Source organism: Acinetobacter sp. ANC_7512 (assembly GCF_056779935.1).
The window spans coordinates 140,196-165,115 of record NZ_JBWYIX010000008.1 but is presented as its reverse complement, the minus strand read 5'-3'; the positions used below and the strand labels follow the sequence as shown (position 1 = coordinate 165,115).

Annotated in this window: 20 protein-coding genes; 11 read left to right on the top strand and 9 right to left on the bottom strand. The window is 40.3% G+C overall.

From position 1 onward, the window contains the following. Positions 1–611: 611 nt before the first annotated feature. The 5 genes from AC1M9H_RS09445 to AC1M9H_RS09425 all read left to right on the top strand — a co-directional run bounded on the left by AC1M9H_RS09445 (position 612) and on the right by AC1M9H_RS09425 (position 4,692). A complete protein-coding gene (locus tag AC1M9H_RS09445) occupies positions 612–1,586 on the top strand; it encodes an MlaA family lipoprotein (RefSeq protein ID WP_481588734.1) in 975 nt (324 codons plus the stop codon). Between the two features lie 117 nt (positions 1,587–1,703). Beyond that, a complete protein-coding gene (gene gigA / locus AC1M9H_RS09440; RefSeq protein WP_035268527.1) occupies positions 1,704–2,672 on the top strand; it encodes an RsbU family protein phosphatase GigA in 969 nt (322 codons plus the stop codon). Positions 2,673–2,784: 112 nt separating this feature from the next. Then, complete coding sequence (gene gigB, locus AC1M9H_RS09435; protein WP_035268529.1) at positions 2,785–3,291, top strand: anti-anti-sigma factor GigB; 507 nt, start codon at positions 2,785–2,787, stop codon at positions 3,289–3,291. A 38-nt stretch (positions 3,292–3,329) separates the two neighbouring features. Then, positions 3,330–4,157, top strand: a complete 828-nt coding sequence (locus AC1M9H_RS09430; protein ID WP_481613260.1) for a carbon-nitrogen hydrolase family protein — start codon at positions 3,330–3,332, stop codon at positions 4,155–4,157. Positions 4,158–4,266: 109 nt separating this feature from the next. Continuing rightward, positions 4,267–4,692, top strand: coding sequence for an organic hydroperoxide resistance protein (locus tag AC1M9H_RS09425; protein WP_179998598.1), 426 nt, complete (start codon positions 4,267–4,269; stop codon positions 4,690–4,692). A 228-nt stretch (positions 4,693–4,920) separates the two neighbouring features. Here AC1M9H_RS09425 and gspE read toward each other — a convergent pair whose 3' ends face one another. Further along, on the bottom strand, positions 4,921–6,408 hold the full coding sequence (gspE, locus tag AC1M9H_RS09420) for a type II secretion system ATPase GspE (protein ID WP_481613259.1): 1,488 nt from the start codon (positions 6,406–6,408) through the stop codon (positions 4,921–4,923). A gap of 99 nt (positions 6,409–6,507) precedes the next feature. Between gspE and AC1M9H_RS09415 the strand changes: the two genes are divergently transcribed. Both AC1M9H_RS09415 and AC1M9H_RS09410 read left to right on the top strand, forming a co-directional pair. Continuing rightward, complete coding sequence (locus AC1M9H_RS09415; protein ID WP_092768367.1) at positions 6,508–7,326, top strand: hypothetical protein; 819 nt, start codon at positions 6,508–6,510, stop codon at positions 7,324–7,326. A 9-nt stretch (positions 7,327–7,335) separates the two neighbouring features. Next, positions 7,336–8,253, top strand: a complete 918-nt coding sequence (locus tag AC1M9H_RS09410; protein WP_180028502.1) for a mechanosensitive ion channel family protein — start codon at positions 7,336–7,338, stop codon at positions 8,251–8,253. A gap of 29 nt (positions 8,254–8,282) precedes the next feature. On the opposite strand, the gene AC1M9H_RS09405 is transcribed toward AC1M9H_RS09410, so the two are convergent. After that, positions 8,283–10,994: a DUF2339 domain-containing protein gene (locus tag AC1M9H_RS09405; RefSeq protein WP_481613258.1), complete on the bottom strand. Its 2,712-nt coding sequence runs from the start codon at positions 10,992–10,994 to the stop codon at positions 8,283–8,285. Between the two features lie 160 nt (positions 10,995–11,154). Here AC1M9H_RS09405 and polA point away from each other — a divergent pair, with 160 nt between their 5' ends. Then, positions 11,155–13,914, top strand: a complete 2,760-nt coding sequence (polA, locus tag AC1M9H_RS09400; RefSeq protein WP_481613257.1) for a DNA polymerase I — start codon at positions 11,155–11,157, stop codon at positions 13,912–13,914. A 78-nt stretch (positions 13,915–13,992) separates the two neighbouring features. Here polA and AC1M9H_RS09395 read toward each other — a convergent pair whose 3' ends face one another. The 5 genes from AC1M9H_RS09395 to ppx all read right to left on the bottom strand — a co-directional run bounded on the left by AC1M9H_RS09395 (position 13,993) and on the right by ppx (position 19,118). After that, complete coding sequence (locus AC1M9H_RS09395; RefSeq protein ID WP_481595070.1) at positions 13,993–14,541, bottom strand: YggT family protein; 549 nt, start codon at positions 14,539–14,541, stop codon at positions 13,993–13,995. Between the two features lie 23 nt (positions 14,542–14,564). Continuing rightward, the gene (proC, locus tag AC1M9H_RS09390; protein WP_481593340.1) at positions 14,565–15,395 is read right to left on the bottom strand and encodes a pyrroline-5-carboxylate reductase; all 831 of its coding nucleotides are present in this window, start codon (positions 15,393–15,395) and stop codon (positions 14,565–14,567) included. Between the two features lie 21 nt (positions 15,396–15,416). Next, positions 15,417–16,769 (bottom strand): tRNA lysidine(34) synthetase TilS, encoded by a 1,353-nt coding sequence (gene tilS / locus AC1M9H_RS09385; protein WP_481613256.1) that lies wholly within the window; start codon positions 16,767–16,769, stop codon positions 15,417–15,419. Further along, positions 16,706–17,530: an acetyl-CoA carboxylase carboxyltransferase subunit alpha gene (locus tag AC1M9H_RS09380; protein ID WP_035268558.1), complete on the bottom strand. Its 825-nt coding sequence runs from the start codon at positions 17,528–17,530 to the stop codon at positions 16,706–16,708. The genes tilS and AC1M9H_RS09380 overlap by 64 nt, the downstream gene beginning before the upstream one ends. 67 nt (positions 17,531–17,597) lie before the next feature. Further along, complete coding sequence (ppx, locus tag AC1M9H_RS09375; RefSeq protein WP_092768355.1) at positions 17,598–19,118, bottom strand: exopolyphosphatase; 1,521 nt, start codon at positions 19,116–19,118, stop codon at positions 17,598–17,600. A gap of 269 nt (positions 19,119–19,387) precedes the next feature. Between ppx and trxA the strand changes: the two genes are divergently transcribed. From trxA to AC1M9H_RS09360, 3 genes are all read left to right on the top strand, one after another. Beyond that, a complete protein-coding gene (gene trxA / locus AC1M9H_RS09370) occupies positions 19,388–19,714 on the top strand; it encodes a thioredoxin (RefSeq protein ID WP_035268564.1) in 327 nt (108 codons plus the stop codon). 319 nt (positions 19,715–20,033) lie between these two features. Further along, positions 20,034–21,302 carry a transcription termination factor Rho gene (gene rho, locus AC1M9H_RS09365; protein WP_035268567.1) on the top strand — a complete coding sequence of 423 codons (1,269 nt, stop codon included), beginning with the start codon at positions 20,034–20,036 and terminating at the stop codon, positions 21,300–21,302. Between the two features lie 401 nt (positions 21,303–21,703). Then, positions 21,704–21,988: a hypothetical protein gene (locus tag AC1M9H_RS09360; RefSeq protein ID WP_481613255.1), complete on the top strand. Its 285-nt coding sequence runs from the start codon at positions 21,704–21,706 to the stop codon at positions 21,986–21,988. A gap of 143 nt (positions 21,989–22,131) precedes the next feature. Here the strand turns inward: AC1M9H_RS09360 and AC1M9H_RS09355 are convergent, their stop codons facing one another. Both AC1M9H_RS09355 and pheT read right to left on the bottom strand, forming a co-directional pair. Beyond that, positions 22,132–22,428, bottom strand: a complete 297-nt coding sequence (locus AC1M9H_RS09355; protein ID WP_035265376.1) for an integration host factor subunit alpha — start codon at positions 22,426–22,428, stop codon at positions 22,132–22,134. Continuing rightward, positions 22,425–24,806, bottom strand: a complete 2,382-nt coding sequence (pheT, locus tag AC1M9H_RS09350) for a phenylalanine--tRNA ligase subunit beta (protein ID WP_481613254.1) — start codon at positions 24,804–24,806, stop codon at positions 22,425–22,427. The genes AC1M9H_RS09355 and pheT overlap by 4 nt, the downstream gene beginning before the upstream one ends. Between the last annotated feature and the right edge of the window lie 114 nt (positions 24,807–24,920).

Here is a 24,920-nt window from a genome sequence, read left to right as displayed (position 1 = left end):
CGTTCAATCTGAGCCATGATCAAACTCTTCAGTTTAAAATCAATAGTACCTAAAGGGTACCAATCTTGGCTCATCAATTACTGACAAAAAAATTGCTCAAATAAACTTCGAGAAATTTCTACCAATTATTAATGATAATATATATCGATCAATCAACCAGTAAAAATCCACACAAGTTGTTCTTCATAATCTCTTAATGATCTTCTTAATGCTTCGTCAGCATCAAGCTAGGTCGGCTATATTACCCTTTCTTTTCAGAAAGTCAACTAGCAATGTTAATTTATTTTCTAACTCATTCTCAAAACTTAGATCCAACCTATTAAGCTAAACCCTTGTTTTTCAACAAGTTTTAATCAACATCACCGCCGATGGATGTGCATTCTACAGTATTTCATATCCAATGCAACCTCTTTTTTAAAATTTAATTATATTTTCTTAACAAGTGATTATATTTTCTACAAAATCACTCTTTTTTCACGGTTAATTCACATTTTTTGTGCAAATATACTTTAGTAAACTGCTTTCAACTCTCGCTATAATGGCGTTATTCTGTTCGTACTTACTATTTATTTAATAAGACTAATATTCAGCTTTTATTCTAGGATGTTTTTATGCAGTACTCTCAACTTATTTGGGTCAGTATGTTAAGTATTGGTTTAGCAGCACCCGCTTACGCCAAACAACCTGAGATTGCAGGCAATAAAATTGCTGACGATACTGCATTATCAACATCTGATAAGTTGTCTACCTCAAATGATAATAACCAGCCTTTAAACAACGATATTGCTAAGGCTTCACAACCAGCTTTAGAAAATTCAGTTAACACCAATGGATCTATCAAAGATTTAAAAAATTTAAAAATTGATAATTTCAAAGTCAATGCAACAGCAGCATTACCTGAAAATGAAAAAGATCCACTTCAACCTTTAAACAGACAAATCTACGCATTTAATGATGTTGTCGATCAAAATGTCTTGCGCCCTATAGCCGTGCAGTACGCTGATAAAGTTCCAGAACAAGTTAGAGATTCATTACGTGGCTTCCGAGACAATTTGGGTGAGCCATGGAATGCTGTAAATCAGGTTGCTCAAGGTCGCTTTAAACGTGCCGCACAAACGTTTGGTCGTTTTACATTAAATACAATTACAACGCTTGGTTTCGCTGATCCTGCACGTCGCTTATCTCTGCCAATGGAAGATGAGGATTTTGGAACTACTCTAGGCTATTACGGTGTCCCTTCTGGTCCTTACCTCGTTCTTCCTTTTATGGGACCAAGCACCTTCCGTGATACTGTTGGTCGCGTAGTAGATAGTCAGGCACGCCCTCAAAAATATTTACTCGATGGTCATGATCGCATCTATTATAGTGACTGGGCACTTAGCGCATTAGATACACGTGCTCAACTTTTAGAGATTGAACAAGTCTTGCAAGGTGACAAGTATGCAGCAATGCGTGATGCCTACTTACAACGAAAAAACTATGTTATTGCTGAAAAACGCGGTTTAGAAACGGGTTCTGGACTATTTATTGAAGATGATTTTTCAGATGATGAATCCTTCATGGATGAGTCTATGGAATCCGAATAGAAACCATATGCAAGTTAAAGTCTAAATCTTCTGTTTTTAGACTTTAACTTGGCGTTCGATATAAGTTCGTCTAAGATAGTTTTATAAATAAAGCATTTAGGATTGATTCTTTCATCTATGTATTTCATTCAACCCACTCGTGACATCCATCTTCTAGATAGCGTTCTAGAGGCTCTGCCGAGTTTACAAATGATTCATATAGATGATCTTCATCTTTACGATTCAACCATCATTGCCATTAGTGATGTTAATGATTTTCTGCAATATAAATGGACCCTCCCTACGATCGTGATAGGTCATGCAGATGAGGGACTTCAACTCTCGCAAGCATGGGAACTTGGTGCACTCGCTGGCTGGATTTGGGATCGTCTTCCAAAAGACCTCGCAAAATCGATTGCTAAAATTGAAGCAAAATACAAACGTAATCAGGACAGCCGCGACCTGCCCTCCGCAGCTGAATTACAAAAAAAACTATTACCCAACCCAATCGATCTACTTAATTATAAAGTCGAGACTTTATTTCAACCGTCTGCTTATTTATCTGGTGATTGGTATGATTATTGGAAACTCAGTGATCGTGAAATTTTATTTTATCTCGCGGATGTTTCTGGGCATGGTGTAACAAGCTCACTTCTTACCTCTTGGATGGCTGCATTTCACGGTAGATCGAAAACCCCACGAGAACTCCTCAAAAAACTTAATGGCATGCTTTTACAAGAGAACATCGAAAAGCATATTACAATGATTGCAGGCACATTGAATCTAGAGACCCACCAGCTTAAGTGGTCCAGCGCAGGGCATTACCCTCCAGCAATTATCTTTGAACCTAATCAGGATGCTCGCATCCTCAACACCAGCAGCTTTCCCTTAGGTCTTACTGAAGATCTCGAAATTGAAGAGTTTGAATGTACGTTGAATCGTGGAGCTCGTTTTATTATTTGCTCAGATGGTGCACTTGAACCTTTTGATGGTGGATTGAATGAACAATTCACACAATTGGTCTATCACTTGCAAAATCAATCATTCGAAGTTCCTGAACATGTTGCAGATGATATTGCAATACTCAGCTTCCAACGCCTAAATTAAGTTAATAATCAATAGTGTAGCTGTTTATAAATCGATCTACGACTGAAGACTACTTGAGTATCGACTTGCGCTATGTGATAATTTTAGCATCCTTTCTGCAAATGGCATTTATATGTCAACAGGTCATGTTGAATATGCAAGCTTGGATGGTACGCACATTTTCAAACTCATTGGAGAAGTGCGCGCTCAATCTTGTATAAGCCTTGATAAATTATTATCTCGGATTGAACAACAACAAAACGTCGTAGGCGCAATTGTTGATTTAACCCAAACTACATTCATAGACAGTACTGTGCTTGGAATCCTCGCAAAACTAGGATTAAAGCTCAAACAAGTGCATCAAGTTCAAGCTGTTATGTTATCTACTAACCCAGATATCACTACACTTGCGAACAGTATGGGTCTTGGTCAGGTTTTCGTAATTTTAAACTATTGCGGAGATCCGAATGTGTGCACGCGCGCTTTATTGGACGAACACATCACACATAATGCAATGCTTTCAACTGTATTAGATGCTCATCGTACATTAATGAAATTAAATGCTGATAACCAAAATATGTTCGAGCCTTTGGTTAAGCAATTAGAACAACAACAAGATACCATCGATCACAGCATCTGATATTCTCTTAAGCATACTGAGCGCTTAAGGAGAACCTCATGACAACCTTACTTTCTGTCACCCAAATGAACTCCCAAAATGATATTGAAAATAACTTTCAAGTCATTGAATCATTGTTAGCAAAAAGTAAGGATCAAGGCTCCTCCTTGATCGTTTTCCCGGAGAATTTCGTTTGTTTTGCGGCAGGCAAACAGCGTGAGACTGCTGAACGATTTGAAGAAATACAATCTCGTTTAGAACAGCTTGCTCATCAATATCAAATGTGGATTGTTGCTGGGACACTCCCCTGTCCTTTTCGCCCAGACGGCACCATTGTGCCAGATGGTCGTGTCAGAACAACCAGTCTTTGTATTAGCCCTGAAAAGACAGAAGCACGTTATGACAAGATTCATTTATTCGATGTTCAAGTCGGTGATGCGGTAGGTGGATATCAAGAATCTAAGTTTTTTGAACCAGGTGATCAAACCGTCATTGCTAAAACTCCATTTGGCAATATTGGTTTAATGGTCTGCTATGACCTTCGTTTTCCTGAACTTGCTTTAAAGCTGCGCGCACAAGGCGCAAATATTTTAACAGCACCTTCTGCTTTTACTTACACGACAGGTCAAATGCACTGGCAATTACTTTTACAAGCTCGTGCCATGGATAGTCAATGCCAAGTTTTAGGCTCAGCTCAACAAGGGTGGCACGGTGAAAAAAGACAAACCTGGGGTCACTCTGGTGCTGCGAATTCTCGTGGTCAATTGTTAGATATCATCTCTGAAGAAGGTGCTCAAATGATTACAGTTCCGTTTGACATCGATGAACAGAAAAAAATTAGAGAATCGATGCCATTAATTCAGCATCGTAAACTTATTCAGCTTTGACCTGCTCACACATAAAAAATTGAATACCAAGCTTTACAAAATTACCGCTTATCATTCCTTTTAAATCAGAGAGTATAGATATTCACCTATACTCTATCTGGAAGGAATCATGTCATTAGAAAAAGTTGTTTATACCGCACATGCAAAAGCTACTGGTGGGCGTGATGGTCGTGCTACATCATCAGATCAAATTTTAGATGTTCAGCTTGCTGTACCAAAAGAAATGGGTGGTCCCGGTGGTGGAACAAATCCAGAGCAATTATTTGCTGCTGGTTATTCTGCATGTTTCTTAGGTGCGATGAAATTTGTTGCCAACCGCGATAAATTGAAAATCACACCAGATGCTTATATTGAAGGTGAAGTGAGTATTGGTCCTATTCCAACTGGTTTTGGAATAGCAGCCACTTTAAATATTCATCTGGAAGGCTTGGATAAAGAGCAAGCTCAAAAGCTAGTAGATGCTGCTCATATCGTTTGTCCATATTCAAATGCAACACGTGGCAATATTGATGTGACCTTGAATGTGATTGTTTGATCCAGTTGTTTCAATCCTAAAAATCACGCTGATATGCATATTGCATCTCAGCTTTTTTAGCGTTGTAGGTTAAGTTCATGTTAGAACGCATTTAAAATCAGTTGTTTAACCATATAAAAGAAGCCCTTTCATCTCCGATTGGGCTCTTTTGTTGAATCCTCAGCTTTCGGGCTTAATTTCAAATCAGCGCTTCTTCGTTTTATCGAGAATTATTAAATAATCTCTGAATCACTCCGCCGCTTCGTTTGTTACTCGAAGTACTTCCTCTAATGTACTCTTACCTTCAAGCACCTTTCGTAATCCATCATCACGTATCGAACCTGACTGCTGGCGAGCATAGTTTTCAACTTCAAACTCTGCAGCATTCCCGTGAATCAGACGGCGCATTCCATCATCAACAGGGACGATTTCATAAATGGCGGTACGACCACTAAAACCTGTATGCGCACAATGTTCACACCCCTCTGGTTGAGGCAGATTGAGCGCAATACCATCATGGACATTCTTAAAAATTTCTTTTTCAAAGTCATCCGCGGCACGCCAACTATGACAATGCGAACACAAAGTACGAACCAATCGTTGCGCAATCACACCAATTAAAGAACTCGACAGAAGAAATGGCTCAATTCCCATGTCTTTTAAACGCGTCACTGCACCAATCGCAGTATTGGTATGCAACGTCGACAATACCAAGTGACCCGTCAAAGATGCTTGCACAGCAATTTCTGCAGTTTCTAAATCTCGAATTTCCCCCACCATCACCACATCGGGATCTTGACGAAGCATCGCTTTCAATGCACGCGCAAATGTCATATCCACTTTAGTGTTAACCTGAGTTTGTCCAATACCTTCAAGTTGATATTCAATTGGATCTTCCGCGGTCAAAATATTCTTAGATCCGTCATTTAAATCCGAGAGTGCAGCATAAAGTGTCGTCGTTTTACCAGAACCTGTCGGTCCGGTCACGAGAATGATACCGTGAGGACGATGCACTAATTGGGTTAATCGCTCGTAATCATCTTTCATCAGACCCAAATGGGTCATATTTAAACGACCTGCTTGCTTGTCTAAAAGACGCATTACTACGCGCTCACCATGTGAAGAGGGTAAAGTCGAAACACGGACATCCACCTCACGACCTGCCAGTCGTAAAGAGATACGACCATCCTGAGGAATTCGCTTTTCAGCAATATCAAGTTTTGCCATTACTTTAATACGTGAAACTAACAATGGGGCAAGTTCACGACGTGGTTGCACGATTTCTCGAAGTTGCCCATCAACACGTAAACGAACCGATAACTTTTTTTCAAAAGCTTCAATATGTATGTCTGATGCACTCACTCGAATGGCTTCGGACAATAATGCGTTAATCAATCTAACAATCGGAGCATCGTCTTCCTGATCCATCAGATCTTCTGCTTCAGGTACTTGATCGGCTAAACTTAACAAGTCAGGATGATCTTCTAAACCAGCAGCCACTTGCTGAGACTCGCCTGTCTCGCCAGCATAACTTGAACTGAGTAACTGACTAAAATCTTGTTCAGTCGCCAATTGATATTGGGCTGTACGCCCCACGTAACGGCGTGCTTCTTGCAAAGCAATCAAAGCAGTATCTTGACGACGGACAATAAAAACTTGATCCCCTTCATAACGCAACAAAACGCCATGCTTTTTTGCAAAACTATACGGTATTTGTATTTGTTTAAGTACTTGCATAAGGGATGATAATCATGATTAAAATTACCTCGAGTGTACTCTAAGCATTTGACAGCGTGAAGACAGTTTTTTAATGAATTTATTTAAGGATATTCCCTATTGTCTCTAGATCAGAAACTTGAGCAAAACCCTTCGACTTTAAGATGGTGGGGTGAGCAGCATTTTGAACTCAATCAAGTGCGTGCTTGGCAATTTGGTTCATTGCTCTTTCGACTCACTCGTGGCTTACAAGAATGGCGCATGGAGTACTACCGTCCTCAAATTCAATACGACTACGAACAAAAGTGGCAGGAAATGGATGACCCCCATTTTTCATTTCCTCGTCCAGTGCATGTAGAACGTTACATGTTCAGGGAAACTCACCCTAAAATTCAATTGATACCACGTCTTGCAGATCGATCTGTGGTGATCCGTCCTGTAGACCCAATTTACATTCCAGCTGGTCAACGTGGCACGCTTTATATTAGTACCCCTCTGTGGCTTTCAGGTTATGTCGAAAGTCAAAAGACCCCATTATTCGATATACCGGTCATTATGCCTAAAGATACATGGTTCGGACCTGATCAACGCAGTGGTGAAATGTGTTACGCCACTTCAGTTGATGGTCGAACAGAACTCAAACAACTTCGTCCACGTGCATTTCGTGCAGTCACTCCAATTGACTTTCACAATGTCAGTGGACATCAACTCCGTTTCGATCGAATGAATGTACCTGTTCCTGCCCTGCCTTTGTTTTATAGTGAAAGTACAGAGCGATTATGGACGTCACAAATTAAAGTCATTCACGAAGGGATGGATCGACCAGCACGTATTCGTATTGAAAATCGCACCCCACCATTGGCTGGTGATGTAATTTATGTCAATCCAGCACGTGCCCCAGGTAGTACTTTATTTAACATGTTTGATTCATTCTTCTAAGGGGGGCATATGGCAGATAGTCTTACCGGCACCATTGCTGATAGCCTCAAAAGTATATTTACCAATATCAATACGGATCGCCTAACTGAAATTATTATTGCGATTGTGCTTTGCTTTATTGGATTCCTTTTTGCTCGAGTCGTTTCCAATACTTTTGTGAGAACGATCGGCGCCAAATTTAATGCTCATCAGCGTTTGGTATGGCGGCGCGGTATTTTTTATTTTATTTTCCTCATCTTTGTGATGGCGAGTTTAAAAGAAGCAGGTTTTAAATTAAGTGTATTTCTAGGTGCCGCTGGTATTTTGACCGTAGCGCTGGGTTTTGCATCTCAAACCTCTGCGACGAACTTGATCAGCGGTTTATTCTTGATTGGTGAAGGTTCTTTTGAAATTGGTGACACCATTCAAATTACGTTAATTCGTGGACATACCATCGAAGGTGAAGTGATCTCCATTGATTTACTGTCTGTCAAATTACTGACTCAAGATAATGTCTATGTCCGTTTACCTAATGAGCAATTAATTCGTGCTCCCGTACACAACCTTTCTAAATTCCCGATACGGCGCATCCCCATTACACTTGCAATCAACTTTCATGAAGACATCATTAAAGTACGAGAAGTTTTATTAAAAGTGGCAAACAGCTATCCTTTAGTGTTAGCAGATCCCAAACCTGCTGTAACGGTAACCGCATTCCGTGAATCTTCAATCGAATTGTTATTCGCCATTTGGTGCCAACAGGAAAACTTTTTAAAAGTGCGTGATGAAATGCAAGAGCGGATTCGAAACGGTTTTGTTGATCACCATATTGAAATTCCTGTACCTAAAATGGGTTTTGTTGATCGCCCTCCACAACCCTCGTTGACAGATGAGGAAATAGACCAATACGCTAATGATAAGGAAATCAAAAGAGAGCCTAAATTATAATGAATTAAGGTTAATGCTTGATCTCAGGATCAAGCATTAGTCTCTTCTACTCGTTTTTGCTCTGGCGCTGGAGCGATGTACGCAATAATCAACATTAATCCTCCCGCGCCTAAAAATGATAAAACTCGACTTAGAGTGCCGATATGGGATAAATCTGACAACACCAACTTAAACGTCACGATCGCCAAAATACTTGCACCAAGCATCCATACCACTCGATTATGGATGACAGCGGCATATTTCATCACAATGAATGCCATGACCACCCACAATAATGTCAACGCCAATTGCACTGCAGAATCTTGCCAAATGATCCACTGGTTATAAGGTGTAGCAAAATAAAAATGTAAGGCTCTAAGAAGTACATAACTACTTACCCATAGCACAGCAAGTAAGATCAAGAATGCGCCAAGTGTTCGCTCTAGCCCCATTCTGATTTGACTGCAAAGCATCTGAATAAGCACCCACAAACCAGCCAGACTGACGACATCAATAGGGTTTAAGATTGGGATAAAATATTTCCAAAAAGGTTCTACCACCCAAATTTGTGAGCTGACAATCCAGCACAACAATAAAATGAGGCTGGTCTTTGTTAACCAAAGCTTATTCAAGTCTGGTGTTTTAAAAATACTATAGCCATAAAGTATCAACGGTAAAAGGACAGCTCCCATCATAGGTGACATTGAAACTACACCCACGCTGGCACAAGCTAAAGAAGCGAGTCCACCAAAGGCGATCCATTCATTTTCATACTGAGCATTGGAAATTGGTTTTAACCACAGATAGCTCAGGCCCAAACAAGCCAAGATAAACAAGCCTTGCTCACCAAATGACTGCCAGACGATGACTCCTTGAGTGTATTGATCGATCAGCATAATAGCTGCGAACACTACAATAGGAATCAGCCCCAACCATTTTGGTAATAACCATGACCATGAGACTACTTGACGCGGTTGTAAGACTAAATTAGCAGCAAAATAAATCGCAGTTGTGAATGCAAGTGTGTAGATTAATCTCATCGGTTCACTAAAACTTTCCACACCTTGATAAAGCAGTAAAAGACTCGCAAAAAAAGAAAAAATAGACAGGAAAATTTTATCTGACAGTGTCAGCTGTTTTTGATAATGCATCACAACATTGGAGACCGCAATCGCAAGGATATAACTTAGACCTAGTAACCATGGGATGATATTTGGAATTGATGCTAACTCGATCAAATAGTATAAATACGAAAATAATCCAACTGCTAACAACGCATAACCTAATGTTCGCCCTACCCTAAACTCACGATGCAAGCCCCACATTAAAATAAGCAGTCCTTCAATGATCCACCCGATCACACTCCATGCTTGTGGAATCAAGATCGGCGGGATAAAACTTAGAAAAATAAAACCTAACATTAAATAATTTTGTTTAATCGCCGTATCAAATTTTGCGTGCTGCACAACTTTAAAAATCGCAAAGTGAGTCAATGCAAAACCCAAACACAAGGCAATTTGAACTGATGTTTGATCTAAATACATGAGATGTAAAAATGCATATGCGACCAAGGGACTGACATAAATCAATGCGGAGTCAATAATACGCTGACCTAAATGAGCCTGATTTTGATGTGTAGCGAGCTGGTTAAATCTGAAACCCAACCAAATAAATACACTCGCATGTGCAATAACTAGACAGGATAAAACGAATCTCTCTGCAACACCGCCATTCAAAAAGGCATAACCACCACCGATAACAACAATGAGCAGCAACGCTATTTGAGTGAGTATTTTCCATGGATGTAATGTACAAATTACACCTACAACACTATTGACCGCTAGATAATAAGACAGTAATTGAGCTGAGGAAAAATCTGCATGAGGTAATGTGAACGGTGCAATATAAGCAACCAAAACTCCCATCTGGGAAAGCTCCACTGACCGCTGTTTTAAAATCAGTATGACCAACGACAGCATGCTCAAGCTGTAAAGCGTAATCGTATTAATGAGATTTAACAGATCATAGTGATAAGCAAATAGAATACTTAATAACAATCCCGCAAAACCCAGTCCTTGTAAAGCAAGACCAAAGCCGCGGTTTTTTTTCTGTATATGATAACCAAAGGCAACACATATGACGGCGATGACAGCAACAGCCAAAAGTTTGATTGAAAGACTTAAGGTCCAATGTTCAACCATATATCTCAATAATAAGACGATCCCAATCACTAGGACAGTAATCGCAACTTTGAGAACAGGGTTCCCATGAAAGATCCATCGTCTGATTTGCGCCCCAAAACCCAAATCATCCTGCTGATTTATCTGGATTCCCTCTGAACCTTGTAAAATACTTGTGATGCTGGTCTGATCGTCTGGATCTTGTTTTATTAGCTTTTCCTGTAAAGCACCGATTTGAATTAATCGTCCCTCAAGTTGTCGCAACCAGTTTAGAAAAAAATAAATCCAGAGTGTTAAACCTAATCCAACCAACCATGTCCAATCAAACAAGCTGCCAATTAGTGCAAGAAATGACGAAATATATAAGGGCAATCGTGATGTATTCTGTTTCGAATAATGAGTCTGTTGCTCAATGTTGGTAAGCGGTTTTTCAATATGATGGGCATATTGCATAACACTTATGAGGAATGCAGCAACACATAAAAACGTAATGATCGGCAACGCTAGAACCCAAGTACTGATCGCTACTATGATGAGTAGCATCAACCAAATCATTTTTATTTCACTATGTTGCTTCAGCATACACATCATTCCTTTTTAGCTAGATTGATGATACCTCAGCAAGAATTAGCATTTTGCGTTTTTCATCGCATATTCTGTACACTTGATTGCAAATCTTGTATCAGCGCAACTGCTGAAAATCACGTACAATGAAAAAGTTAATTGGATTAGGAACGTTTCAATGCCACCATTTGTCTTGGTCGATGGGTCATATTTTTTATTTCGTGCTTATCACGCACTACCACCGCTAACGACGTCAACAGGTTTACAAACCAACGCAATTCGCGGAGCTATTTCTGCTATCCAAAAGTTAATGCGTCGTGTTCAACCTACACACATGGCTGTCATTTTTGACACACCTGAACCAACTTTCCGTCATCAACTTTCCCCAATATATAAAGGGGATCGACCGAGCATGCCTGACGAACTCGCTCAACAAATTCCGTATTTACATAATTTAATTCGTGCTTTAGGTATCCCACTCCATGCCATACCTGGTGCGGAAGCCGATGATATCATCGGTACGCTGGCAAAACGTGCAGAAAAAGAAGGCTATCAAGTCTTGATTTCCACAGGCGATAAAGACATGGCCCAATTGGTCACGGACAAAGTGACACTTGAAGACAGTTTTAAAGACAAGCCCATGGATGTGAATGGCGTTTTTGAAAAGTTTGGAGTTTGGCCGAACCAAATTATTGATTATTTAACCCTCATGGGAGATGCCTCTGACGGCATCATGGGCGTTCCTGGTATCGGGGCAAAGACTGCGGCTAAACTGCTGAATGAATATGGTTCAATTGGTGGCATTCTTGAAAATGTCGATAAAATTAAAGGCAAAGTAGGCCAAAATATTAAAGACAATGCAGATGGTATTGCGCTAGATCATCAGCTAGCAAGTATTGTTTGTGACTTAGACATGAATCTGACCTACGATGATCTTAAACTCCGAGATCCAAATGTTGCAGAGTTACGTCAGCTTTACACCGAACTTGAGTTTAGAAATCAACTTCAGTCTTTAGATCATCCCAACAATCCAAATAGTGCTGCGTATAAACAATCAAGTCAAGTTGTCGCAAAACCGAGTACTGCAACATCGAAAATCGAAGACCAAGCGGTTCAGACTAGTGTAGATGATCAGCTTGGCGAGGCAACTTACCATACCGTTTTAACACCAGCGGATTGGGAAAAACTCTTTCAAAGATTGGCTACTGAGAAACGTTTTGCTTTCGATACTGAAACCACAAGTTTAGATTATCGTGTTGCAGAGATGGTAGGCTTCTCTGTGGCATTTGATGCCCAAGATGCATATTACGTTCCGCTTGCTCACGACTATGAAGGTGCTCCAGAGCAATTGGATCGCGACGCTATTCTTGCGCAAATCAAACCAATTTTAGAAAACGCTGAGGTTGAGAAGATTGGTCATCATTTAAAATATGATGCTCATATTCTCGAAAATCATGGAATTCATTTACAAGGCTGGTACTTTGACACCATGCTTGCCTCGTACGTGCTCAATGCTGTTGCGACGCGCCATGGTATGGATGACGTTGCGCGCGTTTATCTTAGCCACTTAACCACCACTTACGAACAAGTGGCGGGCAAAGGTGCTAAACAAAAAACCTTTAATCAAATTGAAATCGAAACAGCAGCGCATTATGCCGCTGAAGATGCCCATGTAACCTATCGTTTGTATGAGGTATTGGAGCGTAAGCTTAAAGAAATCCCAGAGCTTCTCAATATTCTTCATCAAATCGAAATGCCGACAGCTGCAGTTCTGACGACGATGGAAGAAAATGGAATTCAGCTCGATTTGAGTTTCCTCGATCAATTGGGTCAAGAATTTTCTAATACAATTCTAGAGTTAGAAAATCAGATTATCGAAATCGCGGGTCAACCTTTTAATGTCAGCTCACCTAAGCAGGTGGGTGATATTCTTTTTGATAAGTTAGGTTTAAAAGGTGGTAAGAAAACTTCAACAGGTCAATACAGTACCAGCGAAAGCATTCTTGAGAAAATTGATCACCCGATCGCTGCACTTATTTTAGAATATCGTGGCTTGTCTAAATTAAAAAGTACCTATACTGACGGTTTAATAAAACAAGCCAATAACGAAAGTCATCGTGTTCATACCAGCTACCATCAAGCTTTAACCGCAACTGGACGATTATCTTCAACTGATCCTAATCTTCAGAATATTCCAATTCGTGAAGAGATCGGTCGTCAAATCCGAAAAGCTTTTGTTGCACCTGAAGGTCGGGTTTTACTTGCTGCCGATTACTCACAAATTGAACTACGTCTTATGGCACATTTTTCACAAGATGAGGCTTTAGTTGACGCGTTTAATCACGGCCAAGATGTTCATCGCCGTACTGCAGCAGAAGTATTAAATATTGCTTTGGATGATGTAACCAATGATCAACGTCGCCAAGCCAAGGCAGTCAACTTTGGATTACTTTATGGCATGTCTGAGTTTGGTTTAACACGTCAGTTGGGATTCACACGCGAAGAATCTCAAAATTACATTAAACAATATTTCCATCGCTATCCTGGCATTTATGAGTATATGCAACGCACACGACAAGTCGCATTAGAACAAGGCTTTGTTGAAACCATTACAGGGCGACGCTTATACACCCCAGATATCGATGCGCGCAATATGATGATTCGAAAGGCAGCTGAACGCGCTGCAATTAATGCGCCTCTTCAAGGTTCTGCTGCGGAGATTATCAAAATGGCAATGATCGAAGTAGATAAAATTTTACCTAAAGATCACGCCAAATTATTATTGCAAGTTCACGATGAATTAGTGTTTGAGGTAGATGAAGCGATCGCTGACGAGATCGCTATTAAAATCGCAGATGCAATGCAAGGTGTTGTTCAACTCTCTGTGCCACTTGTTGTTGAAGTCGGGAAAGGGAAAAACTGGGGTGAAGCGCACTAATTTCTAAGATTCTTAGATTGTAAAAAAGGACTCAAATGAGTCCTTTTTTATGACATTGTTTAAATCCACAATTTAGATTTAACCAATTGATTTCAACATGATTTCAGCAATATAAAGTGTAAAGAATGCAAGGATTGGAGAAAGATCAATCATCCCTAAATTTGGCATTACTTTACGGAATGGTGCCAACATCGGTTCAGCTAATTCTTGAATCACTTCAATATAAGGTGAACGTGTTTGTGAAAACATTAAAATCCAACTACAGATAATGTAAGCGAACAGCAAATATTTAAGAATTGAAATTAATGCCTGCAACATTGAAAGTACAGTTGAACCAATAAAGTACAATGCATCGCCTGTTGGTAAGGCATTTAAATATTTATAGCCAAATACCTTAAGAAAATACAACAATACGATCAGCACTAAAGCTGCTAGATTTACACGCCCCTGTGCCACAGTTGGCAAGATTCGTCCAAACACATCTACAATTCTAGTTGCTTTCACTGTCGATAGCACAACAGGGTTATATGGACTGACTGCCGCCAATTGCATTAAAAAACGGAAAAATACCAATAAAATCGCAACATTAATGATAATGTCAAAAAATAGCGCAGAGTTCGCACCCATACTTCAATTTTCCTAAAATTTAGTTATTTAGAACTATCACTTAATTCCTGAGCGAGCTCCTGACTGCGTTTTTTTGCAGCCGCAAGAGCAGCCTGAATATTCTGTGAAATTTGCGCTCGATCAAAAACTTCCAAGGCCGCTTGAGTTGTACCATTTGGTGATGTCACATTTTTACGCAGTTCAGATGGCGTATTAGAACTGGTGATCGCCATTTGTGCAGCACCGAGAGCTGTTTGTAGCGTTAATGCTGTTGCAGTTTTCTCATCCAAGCCTAAATTTTTTCCAGCACGAATCATACTTTCCATCATATAGAAAAAGTACGCTGGACCTGACCCCGATACCGCAGTTACTGCATCAATTTGCTCTTCTGAGTTTACCCAAAGTGTTAAGCCTGTTGCAGCTAAAATCTGACTTGCCAATTCACGCTTTGCTTGGTCAACAACGTCATGAGCATATAAACCATGGGCACCTGTTTGAACCAATGCAGGTGTATTAGGCATGACACGAACGATAAACTCCGTCCCCGTTAATGCAGCAATCGTTGCAATTTCAGCTCCTGCTACAATCGAAACAATTAACTTATTCTCAAATTTATCTTTTAACGGTTTAAGAACTTGTGCCAGTACTTGTGGTTTCACCGCCAGAACAACAACATCAGCATTTTGGATCGCGTCTTCATTATTGTCTGTAACTTGAATTTCTTTTTCTTTTAATAACTCTCTCACACGTTCTACAGGATCGGAAACTGTAATACGCGTTGTTGGTAAACCACGACTAATCAACCCTCCAATTAGGGCTTGAGCCATATTACCACCACCAATGAAACAAATATTACAGTTTAACGCAACACTCATGAACGACTCTCAACCTTGATTTTATAGCGATGAAACTAACTTTGGCTGCCAACCACCGACTTCACAATACTCTGATTCAGCCAGCCAAAACCCTTTTGGCGTGAAAACACCAAGCATAACATTATCTAAGCTTAAAATTTGAATAGTATGACGCTTCCATGGAAAAATTTGTGCCTCTTGAATTGCTTTTTTTAATGGCCATTTCCCCACACGTCCATGCAAATGGGCTTTTTCCCCACCTTGACGATAATGCAATGTCAGAGACTGATTTAAAAGTTCTGTACGCAGACCACACTCTTCATGATGTTGGCAGATCTTAAATTGACCCGAAGCTAAATTTACAACTTGCTGGAGTTCAAATTTTATTTCTGAATCAGTTTTATTCGATTCTGTTAAGTATTCATCCTTAGGAACTCGATATAAGATATTTTGGAAACGAACATAATATTGTCCATTCCAATGCAATGCTGCTTGTGCATCAGGTTTCGCCAAAATAACTTCTTCAGTCAATCGCTCTACCATCTCAAATGCAGGACGGTATTGATCCTTACCTTTCATCCAATTTGATAAAAGTTGTCTTCTTCTTGCTAAACTTAATTGATTGAGTTGTCGTAAATCTAGATGATCATCATCGCCACAGAACGCCAAATCCTGTTGTAAAATCTCTTGCAAAATTTCATCCGCATCTTGCATCAACACACTGGTTCTCACAATCGCCTGTTGCATTTTAGGGAATCGGCTTTGCAAAATATTCCAAAGCTCATGACGGCACCAAGCTCGATCATAGTGCGTATCAAAATTGGTCGGGTCATCCACGTAGGGCAATTTGAGTTGTTCTACCCATTGGCAAATCTGCTCACGACTGAGATTCAACAATGGTCGCCAAATAATGATGTCTTCACGTGAATCTAATAATTTCATCGCGGACAATCCCTGTATTCCAGCACCAGAGAACAAACGTAATAATACGGTCTCAGCTTGATCCTGCTGATGATGTGCCAGTACTAAAATATCTGTGTCGGATAAATGATGTTTAAAAGCTTGATAACGTGCTGCTCGAGCTTGCTGTTCCAAATTCCCTTCAGCAATTTGAACTGTCTCGAGAACCACAGGGATGTGCGCTGCCATACAAAATTGATGTACGAATTCAGCCCATTCCTGATTTGCAGATTGCAACTGGTGGTTAATATTAATCGCACGGATTTTTTGGGGAATTAATTGAGACATGACATACAGCAACAGCATGGAATCCATGCCGCCACTGCATCCCACTAAGAACGTGTGTTCATCACCAAATTTGGCAATTTGTTTTAAGAAGCTAGACCTGAATTGTCGCTGCCAAACTTCATTAAACGTTGGTAACGTGCTTCGCATCTTGCATTTGCATCCATTGGAACAAGCTCATCAAGTGCAGCTTGTAACACATGTTTTAATTTATCCATGACTACGTCTGGCTGAAGATGAGCACCCTCACCTTCATCTACAACATACTCAACAATACCAAGTTCTTTCAGTTTATCTGCAGTGAGTGCAAGCGCTTCACTCGCTTGCTCAGCTTTTTCAGCAGTTTTCCAAAGAATTGAGGCACAACCTTCAGGTGAAATCACAGAGTAAATACTGTGAGAGAGCATAATCACACGATCTGCAACGCCAATGCCTAATGCTCCGCCAGAACCACCCTCGCCTAGAACAGTCGCAATGACAGGTACTTTTAAACTTGAGAGTTGAGCTAGGCTCGTAGCAATTGCTTCTGCTTGTCCACGCTCTTCAGCACCAACACCAGGGTATGCACCCATGGTGTCAATAAATGTGAAAACTGGAAGATTAAAGCGTTCAGCCATATCAAGTAAACGCTGAGACTTGCGATAGCCTTCTGGATTACTCATCCCAAAATTATGCTGTAACTTTTCACGTGTACTACGACCACGATGTTGACCAACCACCATCACAGCCTGACCATTAAAACGCGCTAAACCGCCAACCATTGCACCATCATCACCATATAAACGGTCACCATGAAGTGCATCAAATTCTGTAAAAATTTCGCTCACATAATCTAAAAATTGTGGGCGATCTGGATGACGCGCAATTTGAACCGTTTTCCATGCTTTAGATTGAGCAGCTTTATTTTTCATAAGTCGATGAATATCCCTAAATTAACTATGACGTAGTTAACTAATAAAATTCGCTTATCAGCTTCTGTTAGCCAATAAATTGTTCCGACTGAATATTCAAAACGATATCCCAATGTTTAAATTGCACCTGCTCATCATGCAGCTCTGCAACCAACAAAGGCCATTGTTTTGCATCACCAGAAACTTTCAGTTGCCATTGTTGCTCATCTAATATCTTTAATTCAATGGCAGGAAGCATCTCATCGCTTCGGCTGTGATTCAGCAAAATTGCGAGACGAAGGAGCAAACATAGATAGACAAGTTTAATTCCACCGACTTTCGTCACATCATTTTTTGCTTCAGCACGCAATTTACGGCGATGATGAGCGACCAAATGTGACAAATGATTTTGATCAATTTGTGAAAAACCAGCAATGTCAGAATGCTGAAGCAAATATGCGCCGTGACGATGATAACCACTATGACTAATCGCTAAACCAATTTCATGAAGATAAGCTGCTCGACGTAGCAAATCACTATCGTCATTATTTAGACCAAGCGTTCCTGCCACGGTATCAAATAATTGTTGAGCCGTTTCAACAACACGTTCTGCTTGTTTTTGATCAGCACCATAACGCCCCATCAAGGCTTGTACGCTACGATCTCGAATATCTTCATGCTGGAAACGCCCGAGTAAATCATACATTACACCTTCTCGTAAGGCGCCATCTGAATAGACCAGCTTATCAACTTGAAGAACTTCAAATACAGCGTATAAAATCGCAATACCCGCAGGTAGGACTGCACGACGATCTTCCTTAAGACCCTCAAATTCCATGTCTGAAATATGCTTGTATTTGAGTAACTTATCTTTAAGTTTTTCCAAGCCTTCTCGCGTCAAGTTTTCCTGATCATCGCTCCAACCCATATTTACCGCAATTTGACGACAGGCTTTAATGGTTCCACTTGAACCAACAACAGTATCCCATCCTGCCGCACGGTAAGTAGTCGCGATACCCGAGATTTCTTTGCGTGCGGCAGTCACCGCACGATCGAAAGCTTTTGGATTAATATCTCCGTCTGCAAAATAGGCCTTCGTAAATGCAACGCATCCCATTTGCACGGATTCAGTATGAATCGGCTCAAACTCTTCACCAATGATTAACTCAGTCGAGCCACCACCAATATCAATCACCAAACGGCGACCGCTGTTCGCCATAGTATGTGATACACCTAAATAAATTAAGCGTGCTTCTTCACGACCAGCAATAATTTCAATAGGTTTAGGCAGAATTTCAGCTGCTTTTTGAATGAATTCATGCCCATTTTTAGCTTGGCGCAAAGCATTGGTGGCTACAATTCTTAAACGATTCGATTGGACTGAACTTAAGCGCCCTACAAATCGAGCCAAGCATGCTAAACCACGTTGTTGAGCAGCTTCTGTCAAATTTTTATTTTCATCTAAACCTGCGGCCAATTGGACCTTTTCAGACATCGATGCGACTTTTTTTACCTCACCATGATCAACTCGAGCAATCGCCAAGTGGAAGCTGTTTGAGCCCATATCAATGGCTGCAAGGAGTTCTTCATCAATCAAAAAATCAGACATTGTTGCGCTAAGTTCAACCAGAATTGTGCCTAGATTAATTCACATAACTGTAATTTAAAAGCCATTTATTTAGTCAATTTAACGACTATTTAAAAAATCATCATATATGACAATTGTGTTACACCGATCATGGAAATCGTGAGCATCAATTAGACATTTACAGAATTTAGTCCGAAAATAAACCCTATCCCCTACTTTGTTAAAGTGGTCTATGTAATACTTATATACATAGATAGACCGTTTTCAAAAAATTATTCGGAGCAAATTCCATGTCTGCTAATATCGTTAATACAACTGATGCTAATTTTGAAGCTGACGTTTTAAATTCTGACACGCCAGTTCTTGTTGATTTTTGGGCAGGCTGGTGTGCGCCATGTAAAGCTATTGCTCCTGTACTTGAAGTTTTAGCAACTGAATACGAAGGTAAAGTTAAAATCGTAAAAGTTGACGTAACTTCATGCGAACAAACAGCTGTAAATTACAATATTCGTAATATCCCAGCTTTATTGATGTTTAAAAATGGTGAAGTTGTTGCTCAACAAGTTGGTGCAGCTCCTAAATCTAAACTTGCAGCTTTTATTGAAGAAAATATCTAATTCTTTCAATTTTAATTGCTTTGAAAGCGTCAAATTTTTGGCGCTTTTTTTGACGGTAAAATTGACAAAGAGCCATATCTCACTTATATTGCATGATCAAGAAACACTTGGACAATTTCTCCTCGTTTCTTACAATACACAAAACATAAGATCGCCGCTCGGCTAAAGAAATTGTTTACACATTTCTCCTCGAAAGAACTTACTAGATTCTGAGTTTGTTATTGTGCAAATCAATTGCTGCTCTTTTCTTGCACTGCGGATGTCTTTTGCTTCTATTCTATCTGTGTTCCACACTTCCTTTTAATTCAATCGACCATTTATGAACTTAACTGAACTCAAGAAAAAACCGATAGGCGAACTCATCAAAATTGCTGAGTTCATGGGCCTTGAAGGAATGGCACGTAACCGTAAGCAAGACATTATTTTTGCCATTTTGAAACGCCATGCTATGAATGGTGAAGAAATTTTCGGCGATGGTGTTCTTGAAATTCTGTCTGATGGTTTCGGTTTTTTACGTTCTGCAGCAGGGTCTTACCTTGCGGGTCCAGATGACATTTATGTCAGCCCTTCTCAAATTCGCCGCTTCAATTTGCGCACTGGGGATACGATTACAGGTACGATTCGTCCACCAAAAGAAGGCGAACGTTATTTTGCACTTTTAAAAGTTAATCAAATTAACTACGACACGCCAGAGAACTCTCGCAATAAGATTCTTTTCGAAAACTTAACGCCTTTATTCCCAACTGAACAGTTAGTGATGGAGTTAGGAAATGGTTCGACTGAAGATTTAACTGCGCGTGTTGTCGATTTAGTTGCTCCAATTGGTAAAGGTCAACGTTCAATTATTGTTGCACCACCTAAAGCTGGTAAGACAATGTTGATCCAAAACATTGCTCAATCTATTGTTCGTAATAATCCTGAATGCTTCCTAATCGTTCTTCTCATTGATGAGCGCCCAGAAGAAGTAACAGAAATGGAACGTACCGTTCGTGGTGAAGTTGTTGCTTCAACATTTGACGAATCACCTGCACGTCACGTTCAAGTCGCTGAAATGGTGATTGAAAAAGCTAAACGTCTGGTAGAACACAAAAAAGACGTTGTTATTTTGCTTGACTCAATTACACGTTTAGCACGTGCATATAACACTGTTATTCCATCATCAGGTAAAGTTTTAACTGGTGGTGTTGATGCCCACGCTTTAGAACGTCCAAAACGTTTCTTCGGTGCTGCACGTAATATCGAAGAAGGTGGTTCACTTACGATCATTTCTACTGCTTTAATTGAAACTGGCAGTAAAATGGATGAAGTCATCTACGAAGAATTCAAAGGTACAGGTAACCAAGAGATTACGCTTGATCGCCGTATTGCTGAGAAACGTGTATTCCCTGCGATGAATATCAAGAAATCTGGTACACGTCGTGAAGAACGCCTCATGGATGAAGATAAACTACGTAAGGTTTGGATTTTACGTAAGCTTCTCCATCCTATGGACGAACTTGCTGCGATGGAATTCTTACTTGATCGCATGAAGGAAACCAAGACCAATGATGATTTCTTCGATCAAATGAAACGCAAAGCTGCCAACTAATACGCAAAAGGCCATCATTTATTGATGGCCTTTTATTTGGGTTGACACCATTTACATAAATACACAATACTAACTTTTGAATGTAACTTTTATTGCAAGTATGTGATTTTTATCATTTTGTATTTTAATTCCCTTTATTTTTTAAGTATTTACTTAGTATTTCTCCAATTCAAAATGCAAAAATGATTGTAATTTTCTGTTAAAAATAGGTTCAAATTTCTCATTTTTTAAGCATTTTTTCATCTCGCCTAGTAGTAATTCAAAATACTCAGTGATAGCATGTCGACATACCAGTTAGGCTGCTCCATGCGTTATTAACCTTACTAACGTTAGGAATAATAAAAGCACACAACAGACTAACCGGGTTTTTTGTCTCAATTTATTTTAATGAGAGTGATGCCATGTTATTCAAAAAAATTGCTATTGCTGCTGCCGTTGCTACTACTTTAGCTTTCGTTGGTTGTGCTAAAAAAACTGAAGAAGCTGCTGCTGATGCAAACGCTGCTGCTTCTGAAGCTGTAGAAGCTGCTTCTGAAGCTGTTGTAGCTGCTGACGCTGCTGCTGTTGAAGCTTCTTCTGAAGTTGCTGCTCAAGCTGACGCTGCTGCTTCTGAAGCTACTGCTGCTGCTGCTGAAGCTACTGACGCTGCTGCTGACGCTACTGCTGCTGCTTCTGCTGCTCAATAATCTAAAGTTTAGATTATTCGAAAAAAAGAGAACCTTTGGTTCTCTTTTTTTATGCGCTGAATTTTATGAATACGCATAAAGTTAAGAGCATAAAAAAACCTGAGCTGAGCTCAGGTTTTTTTTAATGTTATTTGATCAAGCGATTAATCGACTTGCTCTGTCCCTACACGCTGTCTAAACTTTTGACCAGCACGGAAGGTCACTACACGGCGTGCAGAAATAGGAATCTCCTCACCTGTTTTTGGATTACGCCCTGGACGCTGACGCTTGTCACGCAGTTCGAAATTACCAAAACCCGATAATTTGACATGTTCACCTGCAATTAATGCCTGGCTAATTTCATCAAAAAACAACTCAACCATTTGTTTAGCTTCACGACGATTTAAACTCGTCAGCTCACTCAAATGATCAGCCATTTCTGCTTTTGTTAATGCTGTCATGAGGCCCTCAATGTCGCTTGGTAAGTGTTTTCTAACACTTGTAAAATATTATCCATACCAGATTTAATTTCAGCATCCTCAAGCGTGCGACTCGGATGCTGCCATAAAAGTGCAAACGCCAATGAACGTTTACCCTCTTCTACACCTTGACCCGTATACACATCGAATAACCAAGAAGAATCAAGTAACTCTCCTCCAGTTTTTTCGATAAGTTGCTGAATTTCACTAACATTAATCTTATCACTAATTAAAACTGCAATATCACGTCTCACTGAAGGAAATCGTGATAATTCTGTAAAATTAGATACATAAGTTTGCAAAACAGACGATTGATCGAGTTCTGCTACCCATGTCGTTGCGAGATCAAGCTCATCTTCAAGCGATGGATGTAAACGACCAATATAACCAATTGATTGTCCGTCCACTAAAATTTCAGCAGATTGACCTGGATGTAACCATGAACGCTCTGAACGCACATATTCTACTTGAACTCGCCCAGCCGCCAATACAGCCTCAATTTCACCTTTAAAATCGAAGAAATCCATTGGCTGAGGTTTAGCATGCCAAGATTCCTGATTCTTCGCACCTGTTGTCACAATCGCAAGTGTAGGTATTTGCTTAAGATCATGAATACTGGTGGCTTCTTGATAATCAAAACGTAAGCCAAGCTCAAAGAAGCGTACGCGACTTTGTTGACGATTAACGTTGTATTGGACACAAGGAATTAAGCTTGAAAGTAAAGTCGAACGCATTACCGCCAAATCACTTGAAATTGGATTTGCCAATGCCAAAGGATTTACACTTGGATTTAACTGTTTTTCAAGTTTTAAATCAGCAAAACTAAAGCTGATTGCCTCTTGATAACCAAGAGCAACCAAAGTTTGACGTAATTGTGCAACTTCAAATTGATCTTGGTATTTTGCAAGTTTCACATCAATCACAGGCAAGCTGATTTGAATGTTGTCATAACCATGAATACGCGCAACCTCTTCAATTAAGTCTTGGTAGATTGCCATATCATAACGATGTGATGGCGGTACGACAGACCATTGACCTTGTGCTTTAATTGCTACCTGACAACCTAGACGTGTTAACGCATCAGTAATAAAGTCAGAGTCAACTTTATAACCAAGAAGTTGATCAACTTGCGCCTGCTCAAGCTCGATTGCTTCTCGTGTTGGTAATACTGCTGGATTTTCTGCTACCGTAATTGGACCAAATTCACCACCTGCAAGCTCAGAAATCAACTGAGATGCACGGTGCATTGCGATCATTGGAAGTTCGAAATCTACTCCACGCTCATAGCGCTGAGACGCATCTGTATGTAAACCGAAGCTACGCGCACGACCTGCGATATGAAGCGGTGCAAAGAATGCTGATTCAAGGAAGATTTCAGTCGTTGCGTCTGTCACCGATGAAGACAAGCCACCCATGATGCCCGCAATTGCTAATGCTTTTTCGTCATCTGCAATCACCATCACGTTGTCTTGCATTTCAACTTCTTGCTCATTCAAGAGAACAAGTTTTTCACCTGCAGTTGCTTGACGAACGTGTACCGCACCTTGAACTTTACCACCATCAAATGCGTGAAGCGGTTGACCCAACTCCATTAATACATAGTTGGTAATATCAACCAAGATACTGTGCTGACGGATACCAGAACGAGCCAGTGCACGCTCCATCCATTCAGGAGTTGGCGCTTTGGTGTTGACGTTTTTGATCACACGACCTAAGTAACGTGGGCAACCTTCAGTAGATACAACGACCTTCTTTTCATCAGCAATCGTTGCAGCCACTTCTTTAATTTCAGGCGCAGTCACGGGAAGTTGGTTAATCACACCAATTTCACGTGCAATCCCACGAATACTGAAACAGTCACCACGGTTTGGTGTGATACTAATATCAATCACGTTGTCATCAAGGTCTAGATATTCACGTACGTTTACACCGACTGGCGCGTCCGCGGGAAGCTCGAGTAGACCGTCGATTTTATCTTCTAAATCAATTTCAGATGCACCGCACAGCATACCCTGTGATTCAACACCACGAAGCTTACCTTTTTTGATTTTAAAATCACCTGGCAATACTGCACCGATGGTTGCTACGGGTGCTTTCATTCCTGCACGTACATTAGGTGCACCACAGACGATTTGTAATGGTTCACCCACACCAATGTTGACAGTCGTTACTCGTAAACGATCTGCATCTGGGTGCTGTTCTACCGTAAGTACTTCACCTACAACCACACCTGTAAATGGTTTTGCAGCAGGAGATAAATCATCTACCTCAAGGCCAAGCATGGTCAGCTGGTCAGATAAAGTATCGCTATCGATGGCTGGGTTAACCCATGTGCGTAGCCAATTTTCGCTAATTTTCATTGATATAAAACCTGTAATTCAAATCTCTAGAATCCTCCCTCTAACCCCCTTTGCTAAGGGAGAGAACCCCAAATGATTCTGTGGAGTTCCTCAAGTTAGGAGAGGATTTAATAA